The following is a 23,686-nucleotide window of genomic DNA, read 5'->3' as shown; positions in this document are numbered from 1 at the left end:
TCGCATGGGACGTATACAACTCAAGTCCGTGACCAAAAGCTTCGGCGACGTAGAGGTCATTCCCCCGCTGGATCTGACCATCGAAGATGGCGAGTTCACCGTATTTGTTGGCCCCTCGGGTTGCGGCAAGTCCACTTTGCTGCGCCTGATTGCGGGACTGGAAGACATGACCTCTGGCTCCATCGACATTGACGGCGCCGACGCAACAGACGTGCCGCCTGCCAAACGCGGGCTGGCGATGGTGTTCCAATCCTACGCCTTGTATCCGCACATGACCGTTCGCAAGAACATCGCATTTCCGCTGCGCATGGCGAAACTGGATCAGGCTGAGATCGACAAGCGGGTTGAAGGTGCGGCGAGCGTTCTGAACCTGACCGACTACCTGGACCGTCGTCCCGGCCAACTGTCTGGCGGGCAACGTCAAAGGGTGGCCATCGGTCGGGCCATTGTACGCGAACCGGCTGCGTTCCTGTTTGATGAGCCGCTGTCGAACCTGGACGCCGCCTTGCGCGTTGGCATGCGGCTGGAAATCAGCGAACTGCACGAACGTCTGGCGACTACGATGATCTACGTCACCCACGATCAGGTCGAAGCCATGACTATGGCCGACAAGATCGTTGTGCTTCAGGCAGGTGTGATCGAACAGGTTGGGAGCCCGCTGGAGCTGTACCGTACGCCGCGCAACCTGTTTGTTGCAGGCTTCATCGGTTCGCCCAAGATGAACTTCATCGAAGGCCCCGAAGCAGAAAAGCTCGGTGCCCAGACCATCGGAATTCGCCCTGAACACATTGCGGTGTCTGAATCTGAGGGAGACTGGTCCGGCGTCGTAAGTGTCTCTGAGCATCTTGGCTCGGACACTTTCTTCCACGTCCACGAAACAGGGTTGGCCGAGACCATCACCGTCCGAGCAGATGGCGAGGTCAGCTTTCGCCACGGCGACCGTATCCACCTGACGCCACGCTCGGATGCCATCCACCGGTTTGACGCGAAAGGTCTGCGGTTCGAATGACGCGTCTGACCGGAAAAACTGCCCTGATCACCGGGGCCGGGCGGGGCATCGGACTGGCGTTTGCCAAGGCTTATGTGGCTGAGGGCGCGCGCGTCGCCATCGCGGACATAGACGGGCAGCGCGCGCAGGACGCAGCAACTGAGATCGGCGCAGCCGCGTTGGCCGTCGAGATGGATGTGACCAGCCAACAAAGCATAGAAGCCGCCGTTGCACGAACGGCTGAACATTTTGGCCCAATCGACATTCTGATCAACAACGCGGCCATCTTCTCCGCCGCTCCAATCGTTGAAATTGAGCGTGCTGACTACAATCGCGTTTTTGATATCAACGTTTCTGGCGCGCTGTTTACGATGCAGGCCGTTGCGCGCCACATGATTGATCAAGGGACCAAAGGTCGGATCATCAACATGGCATCGCAGGCAGGGCGTAGGGGCGAGCCGTTGGTCGCCGTGTACTGTGCCAGCAAAGCCGCGATCATATCCTTGACCCAATCGGCCGGGCTGAACCTGATCTCTCATGGGATCAACGTAAACGCCATTGCACCTGGTGTCGTCGATGGCGAGCACTGGGATGGTGTTGATGCGTTTTTTGCAAAGCACGAAGGCAAACCACTGGGCCAGAAGAAACGCGAAGTGGCTGCAGCCGTTCCTTATGGCCGAATGGGTCGGGCCGAAGATCTGACCGGGATGGCAGTATTTCTGGCTTCTGAAGACGCAAAGTACATCGTCGGACAAACCTACAATGTCGATGGCGGAAATTGGATGAGCTGATGGACCCTGTGGCGAATGCAAAACCTTCGGTACGGCTACGGCGTGACAGTCTTTCAGACCTGCCAGAGATTGTCAGGACTCCAACCTATGCCCGCTCTGACCTGACACCGGGCATTGTCCATATCGGACTTGGCAACTTTCATCGCGCGCATCAGGCCTGGTATATTCACCAGTTAATGCAGCTGGGCCAGGCCCATGACTGGGCAATCATCGGGGCAGGTGTCCGAAGCTATGACGCAAACATGCGAGAGCGACTGTTGGCGCAGGACTGCCTGACAACGCTGATCGAACTGGACCCAAAAGGAATGTCCGCCGAAGTGATTGGTCCGATGATCGATTACCTGCCGATTGAAGACAACAATGCCGCGCTTGTCCGGACGATGGCGGACCCTGCCATACGAATTGTGTCGCTGACTGTAACTGAAGGTGGGTATTTCCCGGACGCCAACACTGATGCGTTCGATACGGATCACGCAGACATTCGGCACGATGCCGAGAACCCGGACCAGCCGCGTACGGCTTTCGGAGCTATTGTCGCGGCGCTCAAGCAACGGCGTACAAATGGCTTGAAACCCTTTACCGCGCTCAGCTGCGATAATCTTCAGGGCAACGGTGGAATTCTGCGAAACTGCGTTGTTGGTTTGGCGCGTCTATCCGACCCGGATCTGGCCGATTGGATCGATCAGAATGGAGCATTTCCGAACTCGATGGTGGACTGCATTGTTCCCGCAACGACCGAGGATGTCGTAGCGCAATGCCGGGCACTGGGCGTCGACGACCGTGCGCCGGTCACGCATGAGAACTTTCGCCAATGGGTGATTGAGGACAATTTCTGCGAAGAACGACCGCCCCTTGAGCAAGTTGGAGTAACACTGACGCAGGACGTCCACAGCTATGAAGCGATGAAACTGCGCATATTGAACGGCGGCCACCAACTGCTCGCAAATGTCGGGGAGATTCTGAATGTGCCCACGATTTCAGACTGCATGCAGGACCAGGACATCGTGGCGTTTTTCAGGAAAGTTCAGACGGAAGAAATTCTGCCTCAGGTCGAAGCCGTCCCCGGAACCACTGCCGCCGAATATCTTGGGTTGGTTGAGAGGCGATTTTCCAATACCACTATCCACGACACAACACGACGCGTGGCGTTCGATGGATCTTCACGACACCCGGGTTTCTTACTGCCGTCGCTGCGAGATGCACTTGCGTCCAGGTCGTCCGTAAATGGGCTTGCGCTGGCCGAAGCATTCTGGTGCCGGATGTGTGCGGGTGTTCGCGAAGATGGTTCAGAAATTGCCCCAAACGATCCCCATTGGGAGCATTTGCAAATTACTGCGCTGGCTTCTAAAGCCAATCCGATATTGTGGGTCGAACAAAGCCAGTATTTTGGTGACTTGGGCCGAGACACGCAGTTCACAGACGCTTTTTCCACCTGGCTAGCCGCGATATGGCAACGTGGTTGCCGCGAGGCGATAGCTGACTTTACCGCTCTTGAGCCAAAGTCCCGCTGATTCTGCGGCAGGCATGTTTCAAGCCAGTCTCTGTGGTAGAGGCCAGTTTGGTATGAGGTTTAATAATGGCCCAAGAATAGGCAATCTTTGAGCGTTCTATTCTGGCTGTCCATGGTGCGTAAGCGCCGTAGGCCATTGCCTTCGACATGCCCGTGTAACTTATGGAATCTGACCATCTTATACAGGTTAGCTCCTGGCATGGATAAGGAAGGTCATGAAATGTCCAAAATCACTTGTTTGCGCATAGCATCTCACTGGCTTTTTCACCGATCATAATCGCTGGAGCATTAGTGTTGCCGCTGACGATTTCCGGCATGATTGAACAGTCGGCGACGCGGAGATTTTCGATTCCCTTGACCTTCAGGTTTGGGTCCACAACAGAGCTTTCCGAGGTGCCCATCGCGCAGGTTCCTGTCGGGTGATAGATTGAGACAGAATTCGAGCGCGCCCAATCCAAAGTGCCTTCGTAGTCATCGCGGGATAAATCCGAGGTTGGTCGGAACTCTTCAGAGATCTTAGAAGCCAGTGGATTATGCCGGGCGATGTCCCGCGCGATGTTCACGCCGTCAACGATGGTTCTGCAATCAGTTTCCGTCGACAGGTAGTTAGGAATGATCTTAACGTAGTTGGCCGGATCGGGGCCATCTAGGCGCAGTTCTCCGCGGCTTTCCGGCCTCAGTTGACAGACGGACATTGTGAAGGCAGAAAACGGGTGCACGCCCTCTCCGGGACTGTCGGCAGACCAGGGTTGAACGTGGAATTGAATGTCGGGTGTCTGAACCTCGGGGCGGGTTTTCAGAAATCCGGTGGCCAGGCTGGCCGCCATTGTCATAGGTCCTGCCCGGAATAGTGCGTATTTCAGCGCGATCCGTGCCTGATTGAACAGGCTGCGCACCTCATCATTCAGCGTTGGCTCGTTGCATTTGAAGACCAGGCGTGCCTGCAAGTGATCCTGCAGCCCTTTGCCGACGCCGGGCAGCGAATGAACGGGTTCAATGCCGTTGGCCTTCAACTGATCCGGGTCTCCGATGCCTGACAACATCAAGATCTGAGGTGAGTTGATGGCACCACCGGACAAGATGATTTCGCGGCGCACTTTGATCGACTTCACTTCACCCGATCGGTCGCGATAAAGAAGTCCGGTTGCTTTTTTGCCGTCCAGTTCGACCTTGGTTACCAATGCACGGGTGATGATGTTCAGGTTCGGCCTGTTCCTGATCGGTTTGAGGTATGCAACGGCGGCACTGCAACGACGACCATTCCGAGTGGTCAGTTGAAAGTAACCAACGCCTTCCTGATCGGCCCCGTTGTAGTCAGGATTAAACGGGTAACCCGCTTCTTGGGCGGCGGCGACCCAGGCGTCACAGATCGGTCTTTGAATGCGCATGTTGGATACCGACAGCGGGCCGTCTGTACCGTGAAATGCGTCTTCGCCGCGCTCTTGATCCTCGCTGCGTTTGAACAGAGGCAAGACATCATCCCAACCCCAACCGACATTGCCCATCTGACGCCAGCGGTCATAGTCCTCTTTCTGACCGCGAACATAGAGAAGCCCGTTCAACGAAGATGATCCGCCAAGAACCTTTCCGCGCGGCCAATCAATCGAGCGTCCATTCAAACCTGGGTCTGGTTCAGTGCGGTAACACCAATCCAATGAGGGGTTATGCATGGTTTTGAAGTATCCAACCGGTATGTGAATCCACGGGTTGGTGTCAGTTCCGCCAGCTTCCAACAATGCCACTGTTGTGCTGGGGTCAGCGCTTAGCCGATTGGCAATGACGCAGCCCGAAGAGCCTGCTCCGACGACTGCATAATCCACCTCCATGACGGTCTCCTCCCAAGGTAACTGAAAAAAACACTATGCAAATTGCCGGAACTATACTAGCATTTTTTGATACAAAACGTCTCAATAATTGTGATCAGGGAGGTAAGCAATGGAGATCGGTAAGAAACTAAGCGGTGTCTCACGGCGGGATTTTTTTCGTGTAGCCGGGCGTTATGGCATGAGCTCAACGCTGCTGGCAGCGGGTGGCTTTGGCGGCGCGATGAGTTTGGCCAATTTGGCCCAAGCTGCAGAATCAACTTATGAAAAAAGGTTCTCGAAAGAGCCCAAACACACGCTGAAATTCGGTGCATCAGGCTTCAATACGCGCAACCTGCTGATCGAACGGGCAGGGGCCATCGAATTCGCCCGAGATCTGGAAGAACGCACTGACGGTGAGATTCGGATCGAGTTCATTGGCGACAACCAGATCTGCGGACAACTGAGCTGTGTAGAGAAGACTCAGCAGGGAATCGTCGACATTTATGCGGCGTCGACCCAAAACTCTGCTGGCGGTGCGCCATATCTGAACGTGCTGGACTATGCCTATATGTTCCCCAGCAGGGCGGCCCAATATCATTTCTTCTACAGCCCCGAAAGCCAGCGCATATTGCGAGACCCCCTCGAAAAGCGCCACGGGCTGAAATTCCTGTTCACCCACTGTGAACTGCGCGGCCTGCAAATGGGCTCGACCTTTGCTGACAAGCCAACAGTCACCAAACTGGAAGAACTGTTCGGGACCAAGAACCGTGTGACAGGGACACAGCTTGGCCGGATCGCCATGCAGCTACTGAACCTGAATCCGGTACCGGTGGCATGGGAAGAAACGCTGGACGCGCTCAAGACGGGCCTAATTGATGGGGCCGAAACCTGGGCCTCGGCTGTGGCTTATGCCAACATGTCACCTGTGGTGTCGCAATCGGTGAATCTCAAGTTCTTCTGTGGCACTGAACATACGTCGATGTCGGCCAAGGTGTTCGACGGACTTGGTGGTGAACTGCAGGACGCTGTTATGGAATCGTCCTACTTCACGCAGGCCTTGATTCAGGGTGCAAATGAGGCAGCGTTGCTGAATACCGTGGGATTCTCGGAGCCGCAATTGCCTAACACGATCTTCGCAGAAAACGGTGTGCGTCCTGCCTTCCTGGCGGATGATCAGATCAAACTGGCCGAGGAAATGTGTGCGCCGAACTTCAATCCTGAACCATGGGCGCAGTGGCGCGAACGGCTGAATAAATGGGCTGGTGGCATCGACACATACCAGGAAATCTACGACATCGCGCGCGAGATTCCGGCAGACACACTGCCCGAAAATGTTGAGCCCCGCCGTTGGTGGAAGGGCGCGGCCTGATCTAACATTTAGAGCCGGCCCTTCACGGGCCGGTTTCACTAAACACCGACTGGGAGGACGGGGTTCATGTCTTTATGGGCAGATATCGGGGCAATTTTTGGCGCCTTGCTCAGCCGTGATTCATTCGAGATTCAATCCGCATTGGAATCTGACGCTGCCTGGGTTGTCGGCACAATTTTCGCCGCTCTTGGCGGCCTTCTGGTGATGCAGATCTATCGCAAAGTGCCCTTTGTTGAACGCCACTTTGAACGGTCGGTCATGGTGTATTCGTACCTCGCCATTGCGCTGATCATCTTCTGGGGTGTGATCGACCGCTTTGTCTTCAACGATCAGGAACCCTGGTCCACCACCATTCCCCCGCTTCTTTTCATGATAATGGCCTGGTTTGGTGCGTCCTATAATGTCCGCTTGCGCACCCATCTTAGCTTCAGCGAGTTTCGCACCGCGATGCCGCGCGGCGGTCAACTGGCGTGTTTGTTTTTGGATGCCATTTTGTGGTTCATCTTTGCAGTAATCGTCATCGTGACTACAACACGCCTCGTTGCGCTGTCAGCCTCGAACTTTCAGATCGTGCTTGGGACAGACAACATCATGCAATGGTGGTTTCTGTTGGCCGCGCCTGTGTCCTTCTTTCTGATGGTCGGTCGTGTGTTTCAGAATCTTGCTGACGACCTGCACAACTGGAAAACCGGAGAGCCGCTGATCAAGCAGGCCGTGATAGGGGCAGACTGATGACAGACGGAACTTTGGTTACACTAATTTCGCTGGGCGTCACGTTTTTGTTCATGTTGGGCGTACCGGTACTGCTGGTCATCGGCTACTGGGTGATCGGATGCTCATTCGTTCTGGGTCTGACACTCGACAATATGGGTGCAGAGCTGCTGAACGTGTTTAACAAAGGCTTCGCCCTGTTGGCGATGCCGCTGTTCATCCTGACCGGCGACCTGATCAACAAGTCGGGGATCGCGCGGCGGCTGAGTGATTTTGCCTATTCCTGTTTAGGCTGGATACGCGGCGGGCTGGCTATGGCATCCCTTGGGGCATGTGGATTGTTTGCGGCGATTTCCGGATCGAACTCTGCAACGACCGCAACTATCGGTTCAATGCTGCACCCTGAGATGGTTAAAGGCGGCTACGACGAACGCTTTAGCGCGGCCACGGCGGCTGCGGGCGGTACGGTCGGGATCATCATCCCGCCATCCATCATCTTCATCGTCTACGGGTTCTTGATGAACCTGCCCATTTCCGAGCTGTTTGTCGCCGGTATCATACCTGGTGCGCTTATGGTCTTTGGCATGCAATTTGCGTGCTGGATCATCTGTCGGATCAACGGGTGGGGGCACCTGATCCCACTGCAACTGAACCGGATTCTCAAAACGGCATTTGGTGCATGGCTCGGCTTTTTCGCCATCGGCCTCGTGCTTTGGGGCATCTATACAGGCAAATTCTCACCGACCGAGGCGGCGGGTGTTACCGTTGGCTTCTGTGTCATCGCGGGCTTGGTGAGCTATCCGATCAACCGGATCATGGGCGCGCGGGATAATATCTCGCCCACAGACAAAAGCTTTGCCGAAATGCTGGTTGTCGAAGGTTTCACGATCCCTGAGATCCCCTCGATCGTGATCCGTTCGGCTCAGATCACGGGTATCCTTGCGCCGCTGATTGCGATCTCGGTGGTCATGCAGCAAATTCTGTCGCTGCTTGGAGCACAACAAACTATCGGAGATTTCGTGACTTCGATGGGGGGATATTACGCGGTTCTGTTCACATCGATGGTCATCGTCTTCTTCTCAGGCATGGTGCTGGAAAGTCTGCCGGTCACGATTATCCTTGCGCCGATCCTCGCGCCAATTGCTGCGTCGGTAGGGGTCGATCCGATCCATTTTTCGGTGATCTTCCTTGTGGGTGCGTCGATTGGCTTCATCACGCCGCCTTATGGCCTGAACCTCTATGTTGCGTCCGGTGTGACAGGCGTGCCTTACTTCCGGCTGCTGCGCTACACTGTGCCGTACCTTGTGGCTTTGCTGTCTGTGTGGATTTTGGTCTCACTGGTGCCTGATCTGGCCTTGATCTTGTTGCCAAACAACTAGAGTTTAGCGGGATGGCAAACGCAGACACGCGAGACAGAGAATCCCAAATCCCGACGAACCTGCGTTTGCTGGTTATTCTTGAAGAGGTTGCAAAGCGCGGGGTCGCAGTCAAACCGTCAGACCTGATTGAATCATTGGGTCTGGCGAAGCCGACAATCCACCGCCTGCTTCAAACGGCTGAGACTGAAGGGTTCCTTCAACGTGATCTGGATGGGCGGTCTTACGGTCCCGGGCCACGTTTGCGGCAGCTTTCGGTAAACACGGTGTCGTCGGAGCACCTTCGGACAGCCCGCCTTGCGATCCTTCGGGGCATCGCCGATGAAATTGGCGAGACCTGCAACCTCGCCATCCCGGATAGGGAAGGAATGATATATCTGGACCGGGTAGAAACGAAATGGCCCCTGAGGATTCAATTGCCGATTGGCACTCAGGTTCCGTTTCATTGCACGGCCAGCGGCAAGATGTATCTGTCCACGCTTCGTGAGAACACGTTGGACGGGTTTATGTCCGCTCGTAAGCTGAACCCAAATACAAAAAAAACTCTAACTGAACCTGAAACTCTGCGCGCCGAAGTCATCAATGTTGCGCGAAAAGGATATTCGACAGACAACGAGGAGTTTATGCCGGGAATGGCTGCTGTAGCTGTTCCTGTACTAGATAAAAACAACAGGCTCGTGGCCACTCTGTCAGTTCACGCTCCAACCCAGCGCCACAATTTGGAAAGTTTAATGCAGTTTGTTAAATTGCTGCAGGTCGGAGCCAACAAAATATCGGGATTGCTCGTATCATAAATACGTCTTGAAAGAGTTATCACTTAGAGAACCATCAACAATATTCTGGATTGCCCGGCCAGTGACAGTACTTGCATCAGGATCAGACGTGGACTTTCCTTCATTTCGGGAGAAAAACGCACTCTCTATGCGTCTAACTTCAAAACCATCGCCTTTGGCTATAGCGCGAGGCTGAATGGTCAGAAAAACTTTTGATGATTGTGGCGCACGGGCTGCGGGATAATTGTTTCCGCCCGGTAAACCTGATCAGACGCGTTTGATAGCGAGAGCCTAAGTGCCTGCTATCAATAGTGGATACCCTGAGGCATTCTATGAGCAAGCGGAAGACGTGGTTAAAGGCCATTGCTTTGCCGCGTGAAGCACATGCAAGATTATTCGGCGATGGCGACCTCCGCATAGATTACGAAGCATGAGGTGCCCCCAGAGTTGTAGACGCTGTGCCGCCGATTTGTGAGGAAACCGTCAAACGGCATCGCTGCGAAAGCCAAGACCAGGTTCGCTCGAATCTGACAGACTGCCTTGATGCCTTCAACTACGTCCGCCATTTGAATACACTGAGTGGCCTCAAGGCAAACAAATACATCTGCAATATCTGGACTTAAGAACCGTACCGATTCACGTATCGATACGTTCCGCAAGATGCCTGTAATAAATGTCTGGTTTCGGCATCTGGTTGTCCTCAAACATGAAAAGGACTAATTGGAGACCTTGGTTTGAGAGGATGGCTGTAATCGGTGATCTTCGTTATTAGGATCGGCAAAACAACATGATTGACTTAAGTAAAATTCGGCCATTGCGAGGAAGCCGCAACTACGAGATTTATCAGCATCCGTTTATTGAGCGCGCGCTGTTGAAAGTCAGGGTGGATGAACCGGTGCGCAACCACGTGATTCCTCGTTATGCCGAGAGACGCTATGGCAACCTGCGTCAGTGGAACCGGGAAGCAAACGAATACTTAGCCGCGTTGACACGAGGCTGCCCCGAGATTGAACGCCTTGCGGATTTTATGGGGTACGCTGCAACATCTCAAGGACCAGCACTGGTGGTCGAAAAGATGACCGGTCCTGATGGCGATTTGGCGCCAACGTTGGAATCGGAACGGGCCGCATTGGGCGATGACCTGTCAGAGCGCAAGCAGCTGCACGGTGAATTCATGGAACTCATGGACGACCTTGAACGTGGCCGGATTATCGTGGGCGATCTGGGTTTTGAAAACATTGTACGGGCGCAAGAGCGCAATGGAAAACTGGTCGTTATCGATGGCTTGGGCGAAAGAGTGTTGTTTCCGCTGACGCTGGTTTCTGACTTAGCATTCCGCAAATCCATCGAGCGCCGCCGCACGCGCATGGGCCAGTCATTTGGTCTGGGTTAATAACACCCGCTCTACGGCAATCAACTGGCGTCGATTTGGCTTCGCTGCATAAGCCACCAGCTGAATAGGCGCCTTCCCAGCCGAACCAAACAAGGGCCTGTTGAACCCAATCAACTGGTCTAGTCAGACGACTAGCCCTTTGCAGCGTCTATCAAGTCAAAGAACTTTTTTCGAACTTGGCCGAGCTTGCGGTCATTGTAACTGCGAACCCATCTTCGCAGAGGAATGACTTGTTTAGACCCAAAGCTGTCAATCCAGACCCATCGCCCGGATCCGTCGGGCCATGTTTGATAGACAAGATTGCCAGTGTTCTTGTTGCTTATGATGACACGTTCATCTGACAGTTGGTCGAAGTGTTTATTGAGATCGCTCAAATGCTGAGGGGTGAGGCGACCTTCGGCAATCAACTGACCCAGACTTGGGGAAAGCTGTCCATCCGGATCAGAAATGCGTTCATAGACCAACGCCAGACCCTTGTCTGTCGGTGCGGTGCCAAACACCCTACAAACGGGCATCACGTCCGGGCTATCCTGATGGCGGACCATCAGAAAAAAGGCTTCATCGAACTCACGCATGAATCCCTTAAAAGCGGTAGCTCTGCGAAAAAATCGGTCATACCACTTGTCGGTTACAAGCCTCGAACCTTCATCCATCGTGTGAGGTTGCGGAACCTTTAACAGCAACCCCTTGTCAAATGGGTGTTCATATACGAATTGCCTGTTTCCCTTCGCGATAACAGGGCTGTTTCCTAGTTCAAGCAGAGTGGGATTTTGGTGGAATTTCATATTTTCTGTTTAAGTTGATTCCGGACCAGCGCAAGTTGTTTTTTGATCATTGATATTGTTACGTTAAACGCGGGGGACAATTGCGATCATGATGCTTGGAATTCAAGCTGCACAGGGGCGGTCACCATCTTGATTGTTGCCGGGAACCTATGGGGTCGCCGCAGTATCCGTCGCTACGCCCCTGCAGGCGCGCATGATCTCTGGAAAGGTCATGCCCTAACAATGACCACCTAGCTGCACCGTCCGACACTCTTTGCAAGCGATGTCACACAACTTGAAAATACTGGTGCGGTGTCCTGAATTTTCAGATCTCGCGACCCTTTCGGGCGCCCCTAGTTTTCCGTTTCGCGGGGTTTTCGACAAACTCCTTTGGGGTTTTCAGGTTCAGCGCATGGCACAGATCGCCCGTCATTGCCTTCAGCTCTGCGGTTGGGGCCGCGACCTCACCGATGATCCGGTCGATCAGCGCCACAGCCAGCGCCTGGTCTTCGGGTTGCGAAAAAAGATTCGGCAAGGTCTCTACTGCGCCATCCGTGTCGAGCGTTGCTATTATCGATTGTTCATACAGCAGATGCTGGCGGCGTTCGACCAATAGATCGGCAAAGGGCTCTTCCCGAGTGAGGATATCAGACCGCCGATCCAGCATCTCGGAGCGATAGCCGCGGTTGCTGCCCCTAAGCAGGATCAATATCCGGACCACCGCTTCGGCTACGTCGGCACGCGGCTTGCAAGCCTCGGTACATTTCAAATGCGGTGCCGCAAACCCGGCCGAACCTGCGACGGACCGGAAAAATCTGCTTGGACGTATCGAACAAGTGTTGGAGTTTGCTGAACGGCCCTCGTCGACACGGGTGTATTGCGATACGCTTGCGGATATAGATCGTGGTTACTTCGTAAGAGTTGGCGCAATTGATCCCTGTGGCAATCCGACAGATGTATCTCGTCGCATTGCCGCCCACCACCAGATGCGGTTGCGTTCGGAACAATGACGGATCTGTTGAGAAGCATTTGAGCTGACCTTTGCGGGCCATGTGCGCATATGAGCTATCCCTTTAGATCTCCGGTTTGAAATCTTCTTTGCCGTACGTCACAGGCACCCGAACAGGTCCGTCTGAGGTGCATAGCCTCACCGACGATACGCTGGTGATCTATACGTCCGATCATAGCATGGCGTTGGGTGAGCATGGCTTTTGGGCTCATGGCGAAGTTAGCTGGCCGTCAATTACGCATTGCGAGGCCAACCGCATCCTGATGATCATCACATCACCGTACGCGCCGCGCTGGGGACAGGTTTGCGATCATCTGGTTGGGATAACGAACATCACTGCCACGGTGCTTGATTACATTGGCGCTAGACTATTGGGGTGAGGGAAAGCCTCGCGGGTACGATGCGGCCTCTGCTTGAACAGGATACGGTCGATTGGACCGATGAGATTTTCATGGAGCAGGAGGAAAAGCGCTCGATCCGAACCCGCCGATGGAATTTCATGCGCCGCCTTCAGCCCACCTATTATGGGTTTGGACATACGCTCAATAATTTGGCGAATGACCCTGATGAACGTGTGAACGTGGCAGATGATCCGGAATATGCGTCTGTTGTGAAAGAACTTTTTGCTCGGGCGGATCAGCAGCGGCGGACATATTCGGATCCGAAATGGGGCCTTTGGATTGGCCGGCACCGCAAATCGAATTCGACCTGATCTTTCCTATGGCGTGAGGTCTAGGGAGAGGATTGGACGCCCGTTTTTTATGTCGGGACAGGACGGTGCCGTTTGAATTCATGCAATGTCTGGCTGTCCTATAGCGCGGCATTCCACCTGATGCCGAAATCCGAAAGATGTCTTTGAACCCGTCCGGGATAATCCGACACGATTGCATCCACACCAAGATTGATCATCCTGTCTATGTCGTCGGGTTCGTTGACTGTCCACACTGCAACACACAGGCCCAACGATTTTGCATAATCAACATTTTCAGCAGTCACATCCGCAAAATACGGACACCAAAGCGCACCGCCGGCTTCCTTGACCAACTTTGGAATTTCATCGTGACGGCCACGAAAGTCTGGACAAACTGTTTTTGATGAGTCTTCGCCCACATCGTCCGCGTTATCGGGAAGCTGCGTCAGGTACGAAGATGGCATATCAGGGGCCTGTCGCCGACATTCTTCCAATAAAGCCCAGTCAAAGCTGTGCAGAACCGCACGCGACGACAAATCCTTGGCGCGAACGTCTAGAAGAACCCGCCCGACGAAGTTCTGTCTGTAAAACGCATCATGTGCCAAATCGGGATCTGACTTTAGTTCGAGCATCAGACAGGCATCGCGGTATTTTGGGTCATCGACCAGTTCCAGCAGGTTCATCAGCGTTGGAACACGAACACCGTCCATTTGGGCCTGGTCTGGAAAACGACGACCGTAGGCGGAGTGCCCGTCCAACCGTCCGATGTCGAATTGCCGAATCTGTTCGAGGGTCAACAAGGAAACCTTTGGCTCTTCTCCCACCAAAAATCGACCATTGGCGTCACGAAATGTCGGCGCGTGCAGCCGGTGGTTATGGGTTATGACCGGAACGTCATCTGCCGTCAGAACGACATCAAACTCAAGGAGCGGGACGCCGATGGACAGCGAAAAGTCAAAGCCAATCATGCTGTTTTCAGGTAAAACGCCGCGTGCACCCCGGTGCCCTACAACCCGGATCAGGTTTTCACCGCCACGAAAGGCTTCAACCTGTGGAAACGTCATCAGCTTTGCAGCCTTTCGCCGGTTGAGTGGTCAAACAGGTGCATGTTCTCTGAGGCAACCAAAAACCGCATGTTCGGATGCTGGCCTTCGATTGGGTGGACACCTGGAAGGCTTATCGTAATCGCGCTGCCAGAGCCTTTGAGCTGACCGTGCAATAGTGTGTTTGCCCCCAACGGTTCCGCAATCTGAATCGTAGCTTCCAGCGGACCGTTTTCATCCAACAACAGATGCTCTGGTCGTATCCCCAACTTTACTGCGATATCAGGCCCCTGAGATGCGCCAACCTCAATTTCTTCGATCTTGACCGTCCCGTTTTCACGGCGGGCATCAAACACGTTCATCGCAGGGCTGCCAATAAACTGCGCCGCGAACAGAGTTCTGGGTGTTTCGTAAACTTCCAGTGGCGTTCCAATCTGCTCGGCGATACCGCCATTCATCACGATCATCCTGTCCGCCATCGTCATGGCCTCGACCTGGTCGTGCGTAACGTACAGGGAGGTGACTCCAAGCTTTTCCTGGAGCTCACGGATTTCCAGACGCATCTGAACACGCAGTTTGGCATCGAGGTTCGAGAGTGGCTCATCAAACAGGAAGACTGCCGGTTCGCGGACAATGGCACGGCCCATGGCCACCCTTTGGCGTTGACCGCCAGACAGTTGTCTGGGCTTACGATCCAGCAAAGGTTCCAACTGCAATAGCTTTGCCGCGGCAGTCACCTTTTGATCGATCTGATCTTTGGGAAGTCCGGCAATCTTCAGGCCGTAACCCATATTCTGACGCACGGACATGTGCGGGTAGAGCGCATAGTTCTGGAACACCATCGCGATGTCCCGATCCATTGGCTCTTTGTCGTTGGCCCGTTCCTCGCCGATCCGGATTTCCCCGGACGTAACCGTTTCCAACCCTGCCACCATCCGCAGCAGTGTGGATTTACCGCAGCCGGAGGGGCCGACGATCACAATGAACTCTCCGTCTGCGATATTGACATCAATACCGTGGATCACATCCGTCGGGCCAAAACTCTTTTTGACGTTCTCTAGGGTTACTGTTGCCATTTCTTATTTCTCGCTATCGACAAGGCCGCGGACAAAGAGCTTTTGCATCGACACCACCACGATGACCGGCGGGATCATTGCCAGAATTGAGGTCGCCATGATTGTGGGCCAATGCGCAAAATCATCACCCGACGGGAACATCTGCTTGATGCCCATCACGATGGTGTTCATTTCAGGGTCTGTCGTGATCAGCAGCGGCCACAGGTATTGGTTCCAGCCGTAGATGAACAAGATCACGAACAGCGCCGCGATATTGGTCCGGCTCATGGGCACCACGATGTCGATGAAGAACCGCATCGGGCGGGCTCCATCCACGCGGGCAGCTTCGGCCAGTTCATCAGGGATGGTTAGGAAGAATTGACGGAACAGGAAGGTCGCCGTTGCCGAGGCAATCAGGGGGAAGATCAGACCGTAGTAACTGTTGAGCATGCCAAACCCGGCAACAACCTCGAAGGTTGGAACAATCCGCACCTCGACCGGCAGCATCAGGGTCAGGAAGATCAGCCAGAAAAACGTCGTACGGCCGGGAAACTTGAAGTAGACAATCGCAAACGCTGACAGCAGGGAGATGATGATTTTGCCCACCGCGATGCCAATGGCCATCACCAGGCTGTTGAAAAGCATCGTTGCGACGGGCACGTTTACCCCCGAGAACAGCGCCGCTTTGTAGTTCACCCAGAACTGATCACCTGGCACCACGGGCATAGGTGGCGAGACGATATCGGCCTGGGTCACGGTTGAAGCAACAAAGGCCAGCCAGATCGGGAAAAAGATGATCAAAACGCCTAGGATCATGAATGCATGGGTAAACCAGATGCCTACGCCGCGTTTTTCGACCATTCCGTGTTGTTGGGCTGCCATCAGTAATGCACCCTCTTTTCCACGTATTTGAACTGAATGACGGTCAGTAGGCCAACAACAATCAGCAAGATTACAGATTGTGCCGAAGATGACCCAAGATCCTGCCCGACAAACCCATCTGAGAAGACCTTGTAGACTAGGATCGTCGTCGCCTGTTGCGGGCCGCCGCCAGTGATCGTGTGGATCACTCCGAAGGTCTCAAAGAAGGCATAGACAACATTCACCACCAGCAGGAAGAATGCAGTCGGAGACAGCAGCGGCAGCACAATCGTGAAGAACCGGCGCCAGAAATGCGCGCCGTCAATCGCCGCCGCTTCGATGACCGAGCGGGGAACGGATTGCAGCGCTGCAAAGAAAAACAGGAAGTTATAGCTGATGCGGCCCCAGGCCGAGGCGACGACAACCAACCCCATAGCTTCGGTGTCGTTCAGGACATGGTTCCAGTCATAGCCAAGCTGGCTGAGATACCACGCCACCACACCGACGCGTGTATTAAACATGAACAGCCACAGCACACCAGCCACGGCGGGGGCCACGGCATAAGGCCAGATCAGCAATGTGCGATAAACACCCGAGCCTTTAATGAGCCTATCTGCGATAACTGCCAGAAATAGCGCCGGAATCATTGAACAGAGCGTCACGAGCGTCGAAAACACGGCGGTTGTGACGAAAGATGCGCGATAATACTTGTCGCTCAGCAGGAACTCAAAGTTGCCGAGCCCCACAAACTGCGACGACAGACCAAACGGGTCGGGAATGAACAGGGACTGCCACACCGCCTGACCGGCGGGATAAAAGAAGAAGACGGCGGAAATGATGACCTGTGGGGCGATCAGCGCCAATGGCAATAGCCAGCCGCGAAAGGTGACGCGTTTTTCCATCCTGAATTTCCACCGAAGAAAGATAATGCGGGCCCGAAAAGGGCCCGCATGAAGTTATGACTTATTGATTGGCGGATTCGAATCGGCGCAGCAACGCGTCACCGCGTTCCTTCGCGCTATCCATCGCTTCCTGAGCAGTTTTCTCACCGGCCCAGACAGCCTCAAGCTCTTCGTCGATGATACCGCGGATCTGGTCGAATGACCCCAGACGAAGACCTTTGGAATTTGCGGTCGGCTCTTTCGCGGTCATCTGGATCACAGCGATGTCGGTGCCGGGGTTTTCGTCATAAAAACCTGCCGCACGTGTCGCGTCACCCGCTTCGGCCGTGATCGGAAGGTAGCCGGTGTTCTGGTGCCAGGCCGACTGCACGTCAGACGATGACAGGAAGCTTAGGAACTCTCCGACGCCCTTGTACTCCTCAGGGTCATGACCTTCCATTACCCAAAGGGATGCGCCACCGATAATGGTGTTCTGCGGTTCACTTGTGACGGCTTCCCAGTAGGGCAGCGGGCGGACGTCAAAGTCGAATTCGGCCTCTGCCTTGATGCCCGCGTAACCTGCCGAACTTTCAGTGAACAATGCGCATTCGCCGGACCGGAAGTTCGCGCCACCTTCGTTTCTGCGACCGGTGTAGATGAACTTGCCATCCTTGGCCCAGTCACCCATCGCGGTCAGGTGTGCCACCTGCGCCGGACCGTTCAGCATCAGTTCGGTATCCAGTCCGGCAAAACCGTTGTCCTGAGACGCGAATGGAACGTCGTGATAGGCCGACATGTTTTCAAGATGGATCCAGCTTTGCCATGCTGTGACCAGCGGGCACTCTTCGCCGCCAGCTTTCAACTGCTCAAGCACGTCACCAACTTTTTCCCAAGTGGACAGATCCGTGTCTGGATCAACGCCTGCCGCTTCGAACGCATCGCGGTTGACCCACAGAACCGGTGTGGATGAGTTGAAGGGCAGCGAAAGCATGTCCCCGTCAGTGGTCGTATAGTACCCTTTGACGGCACCGATATATGCGTCGGGATCAAAAGACGCGCCACTTTCAGCCATCACTTCGTAGACCGGTCGGATCGCACCTTCGGCTGACATCATCGTTGCCGTGCCGACCTCGAATACCATCAGGATTTGCGGCTGCTCACCGGCGCGGAAGGCAGCGATCCCCGCGTTCAGGGTTTCCGAGTAGTTGCCCTTGTGGCTTTCGACCACGACAAACTCGTCCTGACTGGCGTTGAATTCTTCCACTTGGGCTTTGACAAGCTCACCAAGGCGGCCGGTAAAGGCGTGCCAGAACTGAACCTCGGTTTGTGCCATTGCCGCCACTGGGGACAAGGCAGTTGTAACGGCAAGAGCGCCGAGAAAATTCTTTTTCATGATTCCTCCCATGCATCAGGTTCGATGCTTCGTTGAATACCGACCGCAACGGGTAAACGGCACACATGACGATTTCACGACGTTAACGTTACAGAAATATAATTCAAGCCCAATTTACTGGATAAAAAAATAACATAATGTTATGAGGCGGGGGCGGCAGATTGGGATCGGTAATGAGTCAAATTCTTAGGGTCCGGCAGTTAGAAGCCCTTATGGCTGTCACCACCAACGGCTCTGTCACGGCGGCAGCGACCGACCTGGGGGTGAGCCAGCCAGCCGTCAGCAGGTTGCTTTCGGATCTTGAAAAGTCACTTGGGTTTCAGCTTTTCGATCGCCGCGAAGGCCGGTTGGTGCCAACGCAGGAGGTTCGGTATCTTTTGCCCAGCGTCGAGCGTGTTCTGGAACTGATGAGGCAAATCTCTGACGTCAGCCAGGACATCACACAGCGCAAAGCAGGGCACATCCGTGTTGCATGCCTGCCCGGGTTCGCCACCAGCCATTTGCCCGATGTTGTCGCCAGATTCTTGAAGGATCGGCCCGGCGTCACCCTGACGATCGAACCTGACAGACCTGAGCGCATTCTTGAATGGATGATCGGCGAGCAGTATGATTTCGGGATCACCGACAGCTTTAACGGTCATCCCGCCGTTGAAAGCTGGGATATCGAGGTCCGGACGGTTTGTGTGTTCCCCACTGGAAGTGAATTGGAAAACCTCTCTGAGGTCACACCGGCGGACCTCGTGAATAGCAAAATTATCCACACACGACGCGACAGCGACTTTTTCGGACGGCTCTCAAAAGCATTTCAAAGTGCCAATGTGGAATTGAATTCCCATATTGAAGTCAGGCAGTTCACGGCGGCATGTGAATTGGCCGTGAAAGGCGTTGGCGTTTCCGTCGTGAGCGAACTGGACGCCGTCCAATACGCAGCGCACGGATTAAGCTATCGACCGTTCAAGCCATTCTTGCCGCATACTCTCTCGCTTGTTCGCCCGATTTTGAAACAACCTTCACTAGTGACGCTGGAATTCATCGAGCAGTTCCGAGACAGCCTTGAGCCTTTCAAAGCAGAATAGGGCCGTCGAAATTAATTCTTGCAACCGGTTGCAAAAATATTGATTGTGTCACCTGAGAATTGATTCGGGGGACCGTATGTTGAAGATCGGATTGCTGGGGGCCGGACGTATTGGTCGCGTGCATGCGGAAGCGATTTCGGCACACCCCAAAACCGAATTGACGGCTATTTCAGACGCGGTGAATGATGCCGCTGTCGGTCTGGCTGCTGAGTACGGCGCCAGGGTGCAAAGCTCTGACGAGATTATCGGTGATTCAACGATTGATGCGGTTCTGATCGCAACGCCTACAGATACGCATTCCGACTTGATCGAAGCGGCAACGCAGGCCGGCAAAGCAGTCCTGTGCGAAAAACCCGTAGATCTGGACCTTGAGCGAGCAAAAATTTGCCAAAAAGCCGCGGGCGCGACTAGTCAACCGGTCATGCTTGGTTTCAACCGTCGCTTCGACCCAAATTTCCAGGCGCTGAAAACCACCTATGATGGTGGCGAGGTCGGGAAAGCTGAGTTGTTGTGCATAACGTCGTTTGATCCGGCGCCGCCTCCGGTGAGTTATGTCAAGGTATCGGGCGGGTTGTTCCGGGACATGATGATCCATGATTTTGACATGGCCAACTACCTGACGGGGCAAATTCCTGTCACCATTTCAGCCGTGGGAACCTCGATCGTCGATCCGGAAATAGGGCAGGCCGGTGACGTAGATACGGCTGTGGTAACAATGACTTATCCGGATGGTAGCCTCGCTGTTATCAAGAACTCGCGGCGGGCAGCATACGGGTATGATCAACGGGTCGAACTGCTGGGCTCAAGGGGCCTTTTGCAAGCGCATAATGTCCTTGAGAATTCGGTTGTTAAATCAACGGCTGACGGCGTGACCGGAGCGAAGCCAACATATTTCTTTCTTGAACGCTACATGGCCGCTTACCGCGCCGAATGGGATGCGTTTACGCGCGCCATTCAGTCCGGCTCGGACGTGCCGGTAACACTTGAGGATGGTGTCGCGGCGTTGGCGATGGCCGAAGCTGCAACGCGCTCGGCAAAGTCCGGAAGGCCGGTTGCGATGGAGGAAGTTTTTTGAAACCGGTTGCAAAATGATCGGATATCCGGAAACTGAAGGAAGCCCGATCACCGATCGGAGCAGACGAGATTCGGTTTAGCCGAATGGCCGGGCAGACCCGGCACCAAGATTGAATTTTCTATTGGGAGGAATGGAAATGAAAAAAATCGTAAAAGGTGTGCTGATGGCCAGCGCAGTCGCATTTGCCGGCGCCACAGGCGTTGCGGCAGAAGGCGAGAAGTATATTCTGGTCAGCCATGCTCCGGACAGCGACAGCTGGTGGAACACCATCAAGAACGGTATTGCCCTGGCGGGCGATCAGATGGGTGTCGAGGTTGAATATCGCAACCCGCCCACCGGCGACCTTGCCGACATGGCGCGGATCATCGATCAAGCCGCCGCTTCGGGACCCAATGGTATCATCACTACGCTGGCCGACCCGGACATTCTGGAAGGTCCGATCAAAGCCGCCGTGGATTCCGGTATCGACGTCATCATCATGAACACTGGCACGCCGGAAAAGGCGCGCGAAGTTGGTGCGCTGATGTATGTCGGCCAGCCGGAATATGACGCTGGATTGGCCGCTGGCCAGCGCGCCAAAGGCGATGGCATCAGCTCGTTCCTGTGCGTAAACCACTATATCGTGCAGCCATCCAGCCAAGAACGCTGCCAGGGCTTTGCAGACGGTCTGGGCATCGAACTGGGCGAGCAGATGATCGACGCAGGACAGGATCCGGCCGAGATCAAGAACCGCGTTCTGGCCTACTTGTCAGCAAACCCCGACACTGACGCCGTTCTGACGCTTGGCCCGGTTTCGGCTGACCCAACCATTCTGGCGCTGGAAGAAAATGGTATGGCAGGTGACATCTACTTCGGCACCTTTGATCTGGGTGGTGAAATCGTCAAAGGCATCAAAAGTGGTGTGATCCAGTGGGGCATTGACCAGCAGCCCTTCCTGCAAGCCTACCTGCCAGTTGTCGTGATGACGAACTACCACCGTTACGGCGTGCTGCCGGGCAACAACATCAACTCTGGTCCCGGTTTCGTGACCGCTGACGGGTTGGAAAAGATCGAAGAGTTCGCGGGCGAATACCGCTGATCTTCAAAACGGTGCGGACGCATGACGTGTGTCCGCACCACCTGATGCAAGCATTCAGACGAACGCGCCAAGGAGGCAACAATGGCTGAGTCAGCGCAATCCGCAGTCGGTGGTGACGAGCGGGTAAAAGAGATATCACCTCTACGCCAGGCCCTGATACGCCCTGAATTGGGCGGAATGGTCGGCACAGTCGCGGTATTCACGTTTTTCCTGCTGTTTGCTTTTGACAGCGGCATGTTCACCAGTCAGGGCGTGATGAACTGGTCCGTGGTCTCCGCGCAGTTCATGATCATCGCTGTTGGAGCCTGTTTGCTTATGATCGCGGGTGAGTTTGACCTTTCCGTCGGCTCAATGATCGGATTCGCGGGCATGATGATCGCAATTTTCTCGGTCACTCTTAGCTGGCCGGTTTGGATTGCCATCATGGTGACCTTTGTACTTTGCGTCTCAATTGGGGCGCTGAACGGCTTTATCGTCGTGCGCACCGGATTGCCCAGCTTTATCGTGACGCTGGCCTTCCTGTTCATCCTGCGTGGCTTTACCATTTTCCTGCCGCAAACCATCGAGCGGAAAACCATCATTGGTGGCATCCGGGATGTGGCCGAAGGTGACTGGTTGGCATCGGTGTTTGGCGGCAAGATTGGGCAGGGCTTTTTCGCCTGGTTGGGCGATAACGGCATAATAGAAACTTTCGAACGCGGTACGCGCGAGGGTCAGCCGGTGGTTGATGGGATCCCCATGCTGATCATTTGGGCCATCGTGCTTATCATCTTCGGCCATGTGCTTCTGACCAAAACAAAATTCGGCAATTGGATTTTCGCCTCTGGCGGTGACGCTGAGGCTGCCCGAAACTCGGGTGTTCCGGTCAACAGGGTCAAAGTTCTGATGTTCATGTTTACCGCATTCTGCGCGACAGTTTTTGCGACCTGTCAGGTGATGGAATTCGGTTCCGCTGGTGCGGATCGCGGGTTGTTGAAGGAATTCGAAGCAATCATCGCCGTGGTCATTGGCGGTGCGCTGCTGACCGGCGGATATGGCTCCGTCATTGGGGCGGCACTTGGTGCCCTGATCTTTGGTGTGGTGCAGCAGGGGCTGTTCTTTGCCGGGGTCGAAAGCTCTCTGTTCCGGGTGTTTCTGGGCATGATCCTGTTGGGTGCCGTGATCCTGAATACCTACATCCGTCGCATCATCACAGGAGAACGCTGAGATGACCGAAGATACCAATTTCCATCACGGTGATGTGCAGGGTCAGGATCCGATCATCCGGATGATCGACATTGAAAAGCACTTTGGCTCTGTGATCGCTCTGGCCGGGGTCAGCTTTGATCTGAAACCGGGTGAGTGTCACTGCCTTCTGGGTGACAATGGCGCGGGTAAATCGACCTTCATCAAGACTATGTCCGGGGTCCATAAGCCGACAGCTGGCGAGATCATCTTTGAAGACAAACCTATGCATTTTGAGGACCCGCGTGATGCCATCGAAGCCGGGATCGCAACGGTGCACCAACATCTGGCTATGATCCCGCTGATGAGCGTTAGCCGCAACTTCTTCATGGGCAATGAACCCACTCGCAAGGTCGCGGGGATCAGCTTTTTCGACAAGAAGTTGGCCGACGAAATCACCATGGAAGAGATGCGCAAAATGGGCATCAACCTGCGTGGTCCCGATCAGGCTGTGGGTACGTTGTCAGGTGGTGAGCGTCAGACGGTTGCGATTGCACGCGCCGTGCATTTTGGCGCGAAAATCTTGATTTTGGACGAACCTACATCGGCTCTTGGCGTGCGCCAGACTTCGAACGTTTTGGCGACCATCGACAAAGTGCGCAGTCAGGGTGTGGGTGTGGTGTTCATCAGCCACAATGTTCGTCATGCGCTGGCCGTCGGTGATAGGTTTACGGTGTTGAACCGGGGTAAAACTCTGGGCACCGCCAAACGGGGTGAGATTTCGCCCGAAGAACTACAGGACCTGATGGCAGGTGGTCAGGAATTGGCCCAGCTGGAAGGGTCTTTGGGCGGAACGGTCTGACGCGGTCCCGCGCAGACC

At 54.6% G+C, this 23,686-nt stretch carries 22 protein-coding genes; 14 read left to right on the top strand and 8 right to left on the bottom strand.

The features are described 5' to 3' along the window. Positions 1-4 precede the first annotated feature (4 nt). Genes DHN12_RS08580 through DHN12_RS08570 form a run of 3 tightly spaced genes read left to right on the top strand, consistent with a single transcriptional unit; the run spans position 5 to position 3,290 of the window. Complete coding sequence (locus DHN12_RS08580; protein ID WP_108859808.1) at positions 5-1,009, top strand: ABC transporter ATP-binding protein; 1,005 nt, start codon at positions 5-7, stop codon at positions 1,007-1,009. Beyond that, complete coding sequence (locus DHN12_RS08575) at positions 1,006-1,779, top strand: L-iditol 2-dehydrogenase (protein WP_108859807.1); 774 nt, start codon at positions 1,006-1,008, stop codon at positions 1,777-1,779. Before DHN12_RS08580 ends, DHN12_RS08575 begins: the two co-directional genes overlap by 4 nt. Further along, positions 1,779-3,290: a mannitol dehydrogenase family protein gene (locus DHN12_RS08570; RefSeq protein WP_108859806.1), complete on the top strand. Its 1,512-nt coding sequence runs from the start codon at positions 1,779-1,781 to the stop codon at positions 3,288-3,290. The genes DHN12_RS08575 and DHN12_RS08570 overlap by 1 nt, the downstream gene beginning before the upstream one ends. 229 nt (positions 3,291-3,519) lie before the next feature. Here DHN12_RS08570 and DHN12_RS08565 read toward each other — a convergent pair whose 3' ends face one another. Further along, entirely contained in the window at positions 3,520-5,115 is a 1,596-nt protein-coding gene (locus DHN12_RS08565) for a GMC family oxidoreductase (RefSeq protein WP_108859805.1), read from the bottom strand. 109 nt (positions 5,116-5,224) lie between these two features. Here DHN12_RS08565 and DHN12_RS08560 point away from each other — a divergent pair, with 109 nt between their 5' ends. From DHN12_RS08560 to DHN12_RS08540, 5 genes are all read left to right on the top strand, one after another. Beyond that, the gene (locus tag DHN12_RS08560; protein ID WP_108859804.1) at positions 5,225-6,463 is read left to right on the top strand and encodes a TRAP transporter substrate-binding protein; all 1,239 of its coding nucleotides are present in this window, start codon (positions 5,225-5,227) and stop codon (positions 6,461-6,463) included. Between the two features lie 66 nt (positions 6,464-6,529). Beyond that, positions 6,530-7,195, top strand: a complete 666-nt coding sequence (locus DHN12_RS08555; protein ID WP_108859803.1) for a TRAP transporter small permease — start codon at positions 6,530-6,532, stop codon at positions 7,193-7,195. After that, entirely contained in the window at positions 7,195-8,553 is a 1,359-nt protein-coding gene (locus DHN12_RS08550) for a TRAP transporter large permease (RefSeq protein ID WP_058276698.1), read from the top strand. The genes DHN12_RS08555 and DHN12_RS08550 overlap by 1 nt, the downstream gene beginning before the upstream one ends. A gap of 11 nt (positions 8,554-8,564) precedes the next feature. Further along, positions 8,565-9,344, top strand: coding sequence for an IclR family transcriptional regulator (locus tag DHN12_RS08545; RefSeq protein WP_108859802.1), 780 nt, complete (start codon positions 8,565-8,567; stop codon positions 9,342-9,344). Between the two features lie 766 nt (positions 9,345-10,110). Further along, on the top strand, positions 10,111-10,716 hold the full coding sequence (locus DHN12_RS08540) for a YrbL family protein (RefSeq protein ID WP_108859801.1): 606 nt from the start codon (positions 10,111-10,113) through the stop codon (positions 10,714-10,716). 131 nt (positions 10,717-10,847) lie between these two features. Here DHN12_RS08540 and DHN12_RS08535 read toward each other — a convergent pair whose 3' ends face one another. After that, positions 10,848-11,501 carry a YrbL family protein gene (locus DHN12_RS08535; RefSeq protein ID WP_108859800.1) on the bottom strand — a complete coding sequence of 218 codons (654 nt, stop codon included), beginning with the start codon at positions 11,499-11,501 and terminating at the stop codon, positions 10,848-10,850. A 304-nt stretch (positions 11,502-11,805) separates the two neighbouring features. Continuing rightward, complete coding sequence (locus DHN12_RS08530; protein ID WP_108859799.1) at positions 11,806-12,249, bottom strand: hypothetical protein; 444 nt, start codon at positions 12,247-12,249, stop codon at positions 11,806-11,808. 640 nt (positions 12,250-12,889) lie between these two features. Between DHN12_RS08530 and DHN12_RS08520 the strand changes: the two genes are divergently transcribed. Further along, positions 12,890-13,201, top strand: a complete 312-nt coding sequence (locus DHN12_RS08520; protein WP_108859797.1) for a hypothetical protein — start codon at positions 12,890-12,892, stop codon at positions 13,199-13,201. 98 nt (positions 13,202-13,299) lie between these two features. Here DHN12_RS08520 and DHN12_RS08515 read toward each other — a convergent pair whose 3' ends face one another. The 5 genes from DHN12_RS08515 to ugpB form a co-directional block, all read right to left on the bottom strand. Then, positions 13,300-14,244: a glycerophosphodiester phosphodiesterase family protein gene (locus tag DHN12_RS08515; protein ID WP_234416586.1), complete on the bottom strand. Its 945-nt coding sequence runs from the start codon at positions 14,242-14,244 to the stop codon at positions 13,300-13,302. Beyond that, positions 14,244-15,299 carry a sn-glycerol-3-phosphate ABC transporter ATP-binding protein UgpC gene (ugpC, locus tag DHN12_RS08510; protein WP_108859795.1) on the bottom strand — a complete coding sequence of 352 codons (1,056 nt, stop codon included), beginning with the start codon at positions 15,297-15,299 and terminating at the stop codon, positions 14,244-14,246. Before ugpC ends, DHN12_RS08515 begins: the two co-directional genes overlap by 1 nt. Before the next feature lie 3 nt (positions 15,300-15,302). Beyond that, positions 15,303-16,139, bottom strand: coding sequence for a sn-glycerol-3-phosphate ABC transporter permease UgpE (gene ugpE, locus DHN12_RS08505; RefSeq protein ID WP_058274572.1), 837 nt, complete (start codon positions 16,137-16,139; stop codon positions 15,303-15,305). 20 nt (positions 16,140-16,159) lie between these two features. Next, positions 16,160-17,041 carry a sn-glycerol-3-phosphate ABC transporter permease UgpA gene (ugpA, locus tag DHN12_RS08500; RefSeq protein WP_058274560.1) on the bottom strand — a complete coding sequence of 294 codons (882 nt, stop codon included), beginning with the start codon at positions 17,039-17,041 and terminating at the stop codon, positions 16,160-16,162. A gap of 61 nt (positions 17,042-17,102) precedes the next feature. After that, positions 17,103-18,413: a sn-glycerol-3-phosphate ABC transporter substrate-binding protein UgpB gene (gene ugpB, locus DHN12_RS08495; protein WP_108859794.1), complete on the bottom strand. Its 1,311-nt coding sequence runs from the start codon at positions 18,411-18,413 to the stop codon at positions 17,103-17,105. Positions 18,414-18,586: 173 nt separating this feature from the next. Between ugpB and DHN12_RS08490 the strand changes: the two genes are divergently transcribed. From DHN12_RS08490 to DHN12_RS08470, 5 genes are all read left to right on the top strand, one after another. Next, a complete protein-coding gene (locus tag DHN12_RS08490) occupies positions 18,587-19,489 on the top strand; it encodes a LysR substrate-binding domain-containing protein (protein WP_108859793.1) in 903 nt (300 codons plus the stop codon). 76 nt (positions 19,490-19,565) lie between these two features. Next, on the top strand, positions 19,566-20,564 hold the full coding sequence (gene iolG, locus DHN12_RS08485; RefSeq protein WP_108859792.1) for an inositol 2-dehydrogenase: 999 nt from the start codon (positions 19,566-19,568) through the stop codon (positions 20,562-20,564). Between the two features lie 136 nt (positions 20,565-20,700). Further along, entirely contained in the window at positions 20,701-21,642 is a 942-nt protein-coding gene (locus DHN12_RS08480; protein WP_108859931.1) for a sugar ABC transporter substrate-binding protein, read from the top strand. Positions 21,643-21,723: 81 nt separating this feature from the next. Next, positions 21,724-22,848, top strand: a complete 1,125-nt coding sequence (locus DHN12_RS08475; RefSeq protein ID WP_108859791.1) for an ABC transporter permease — start codon at positions 21,724-21,726, stop codon at positions 22,846-22,848. Position 22,849: 1 nt separating this feature from the next. Continuing rightward, positions 22,850-23,668, top strand: coding sequence for an ATP-binding cassette domain-containing protein (locus DHN12_RS08470; protein ID WP_058274555.1), 819 nt, complete (start codon positions 22,850-22,852; stop codon positions 23,666-23,668). Positions 23,669-23,686: the final 18 nt, after the last annotated feature.

Origin of the sequence: Ruegeria sp. Alg231-54 (assembly GCF_900143525.1) — a bacterium.
Lineage (GTDB): Bacteria > Pseudomonadota > Alphaproteobacteria > Rhodobacterales > Rhodobacteraceae > Ruegeria.
The sequence above is the reverse complement of the archived record's forward strand: the minus strand, read 5'-3'. Positions and strand labels throughout refer to the sequence as shown.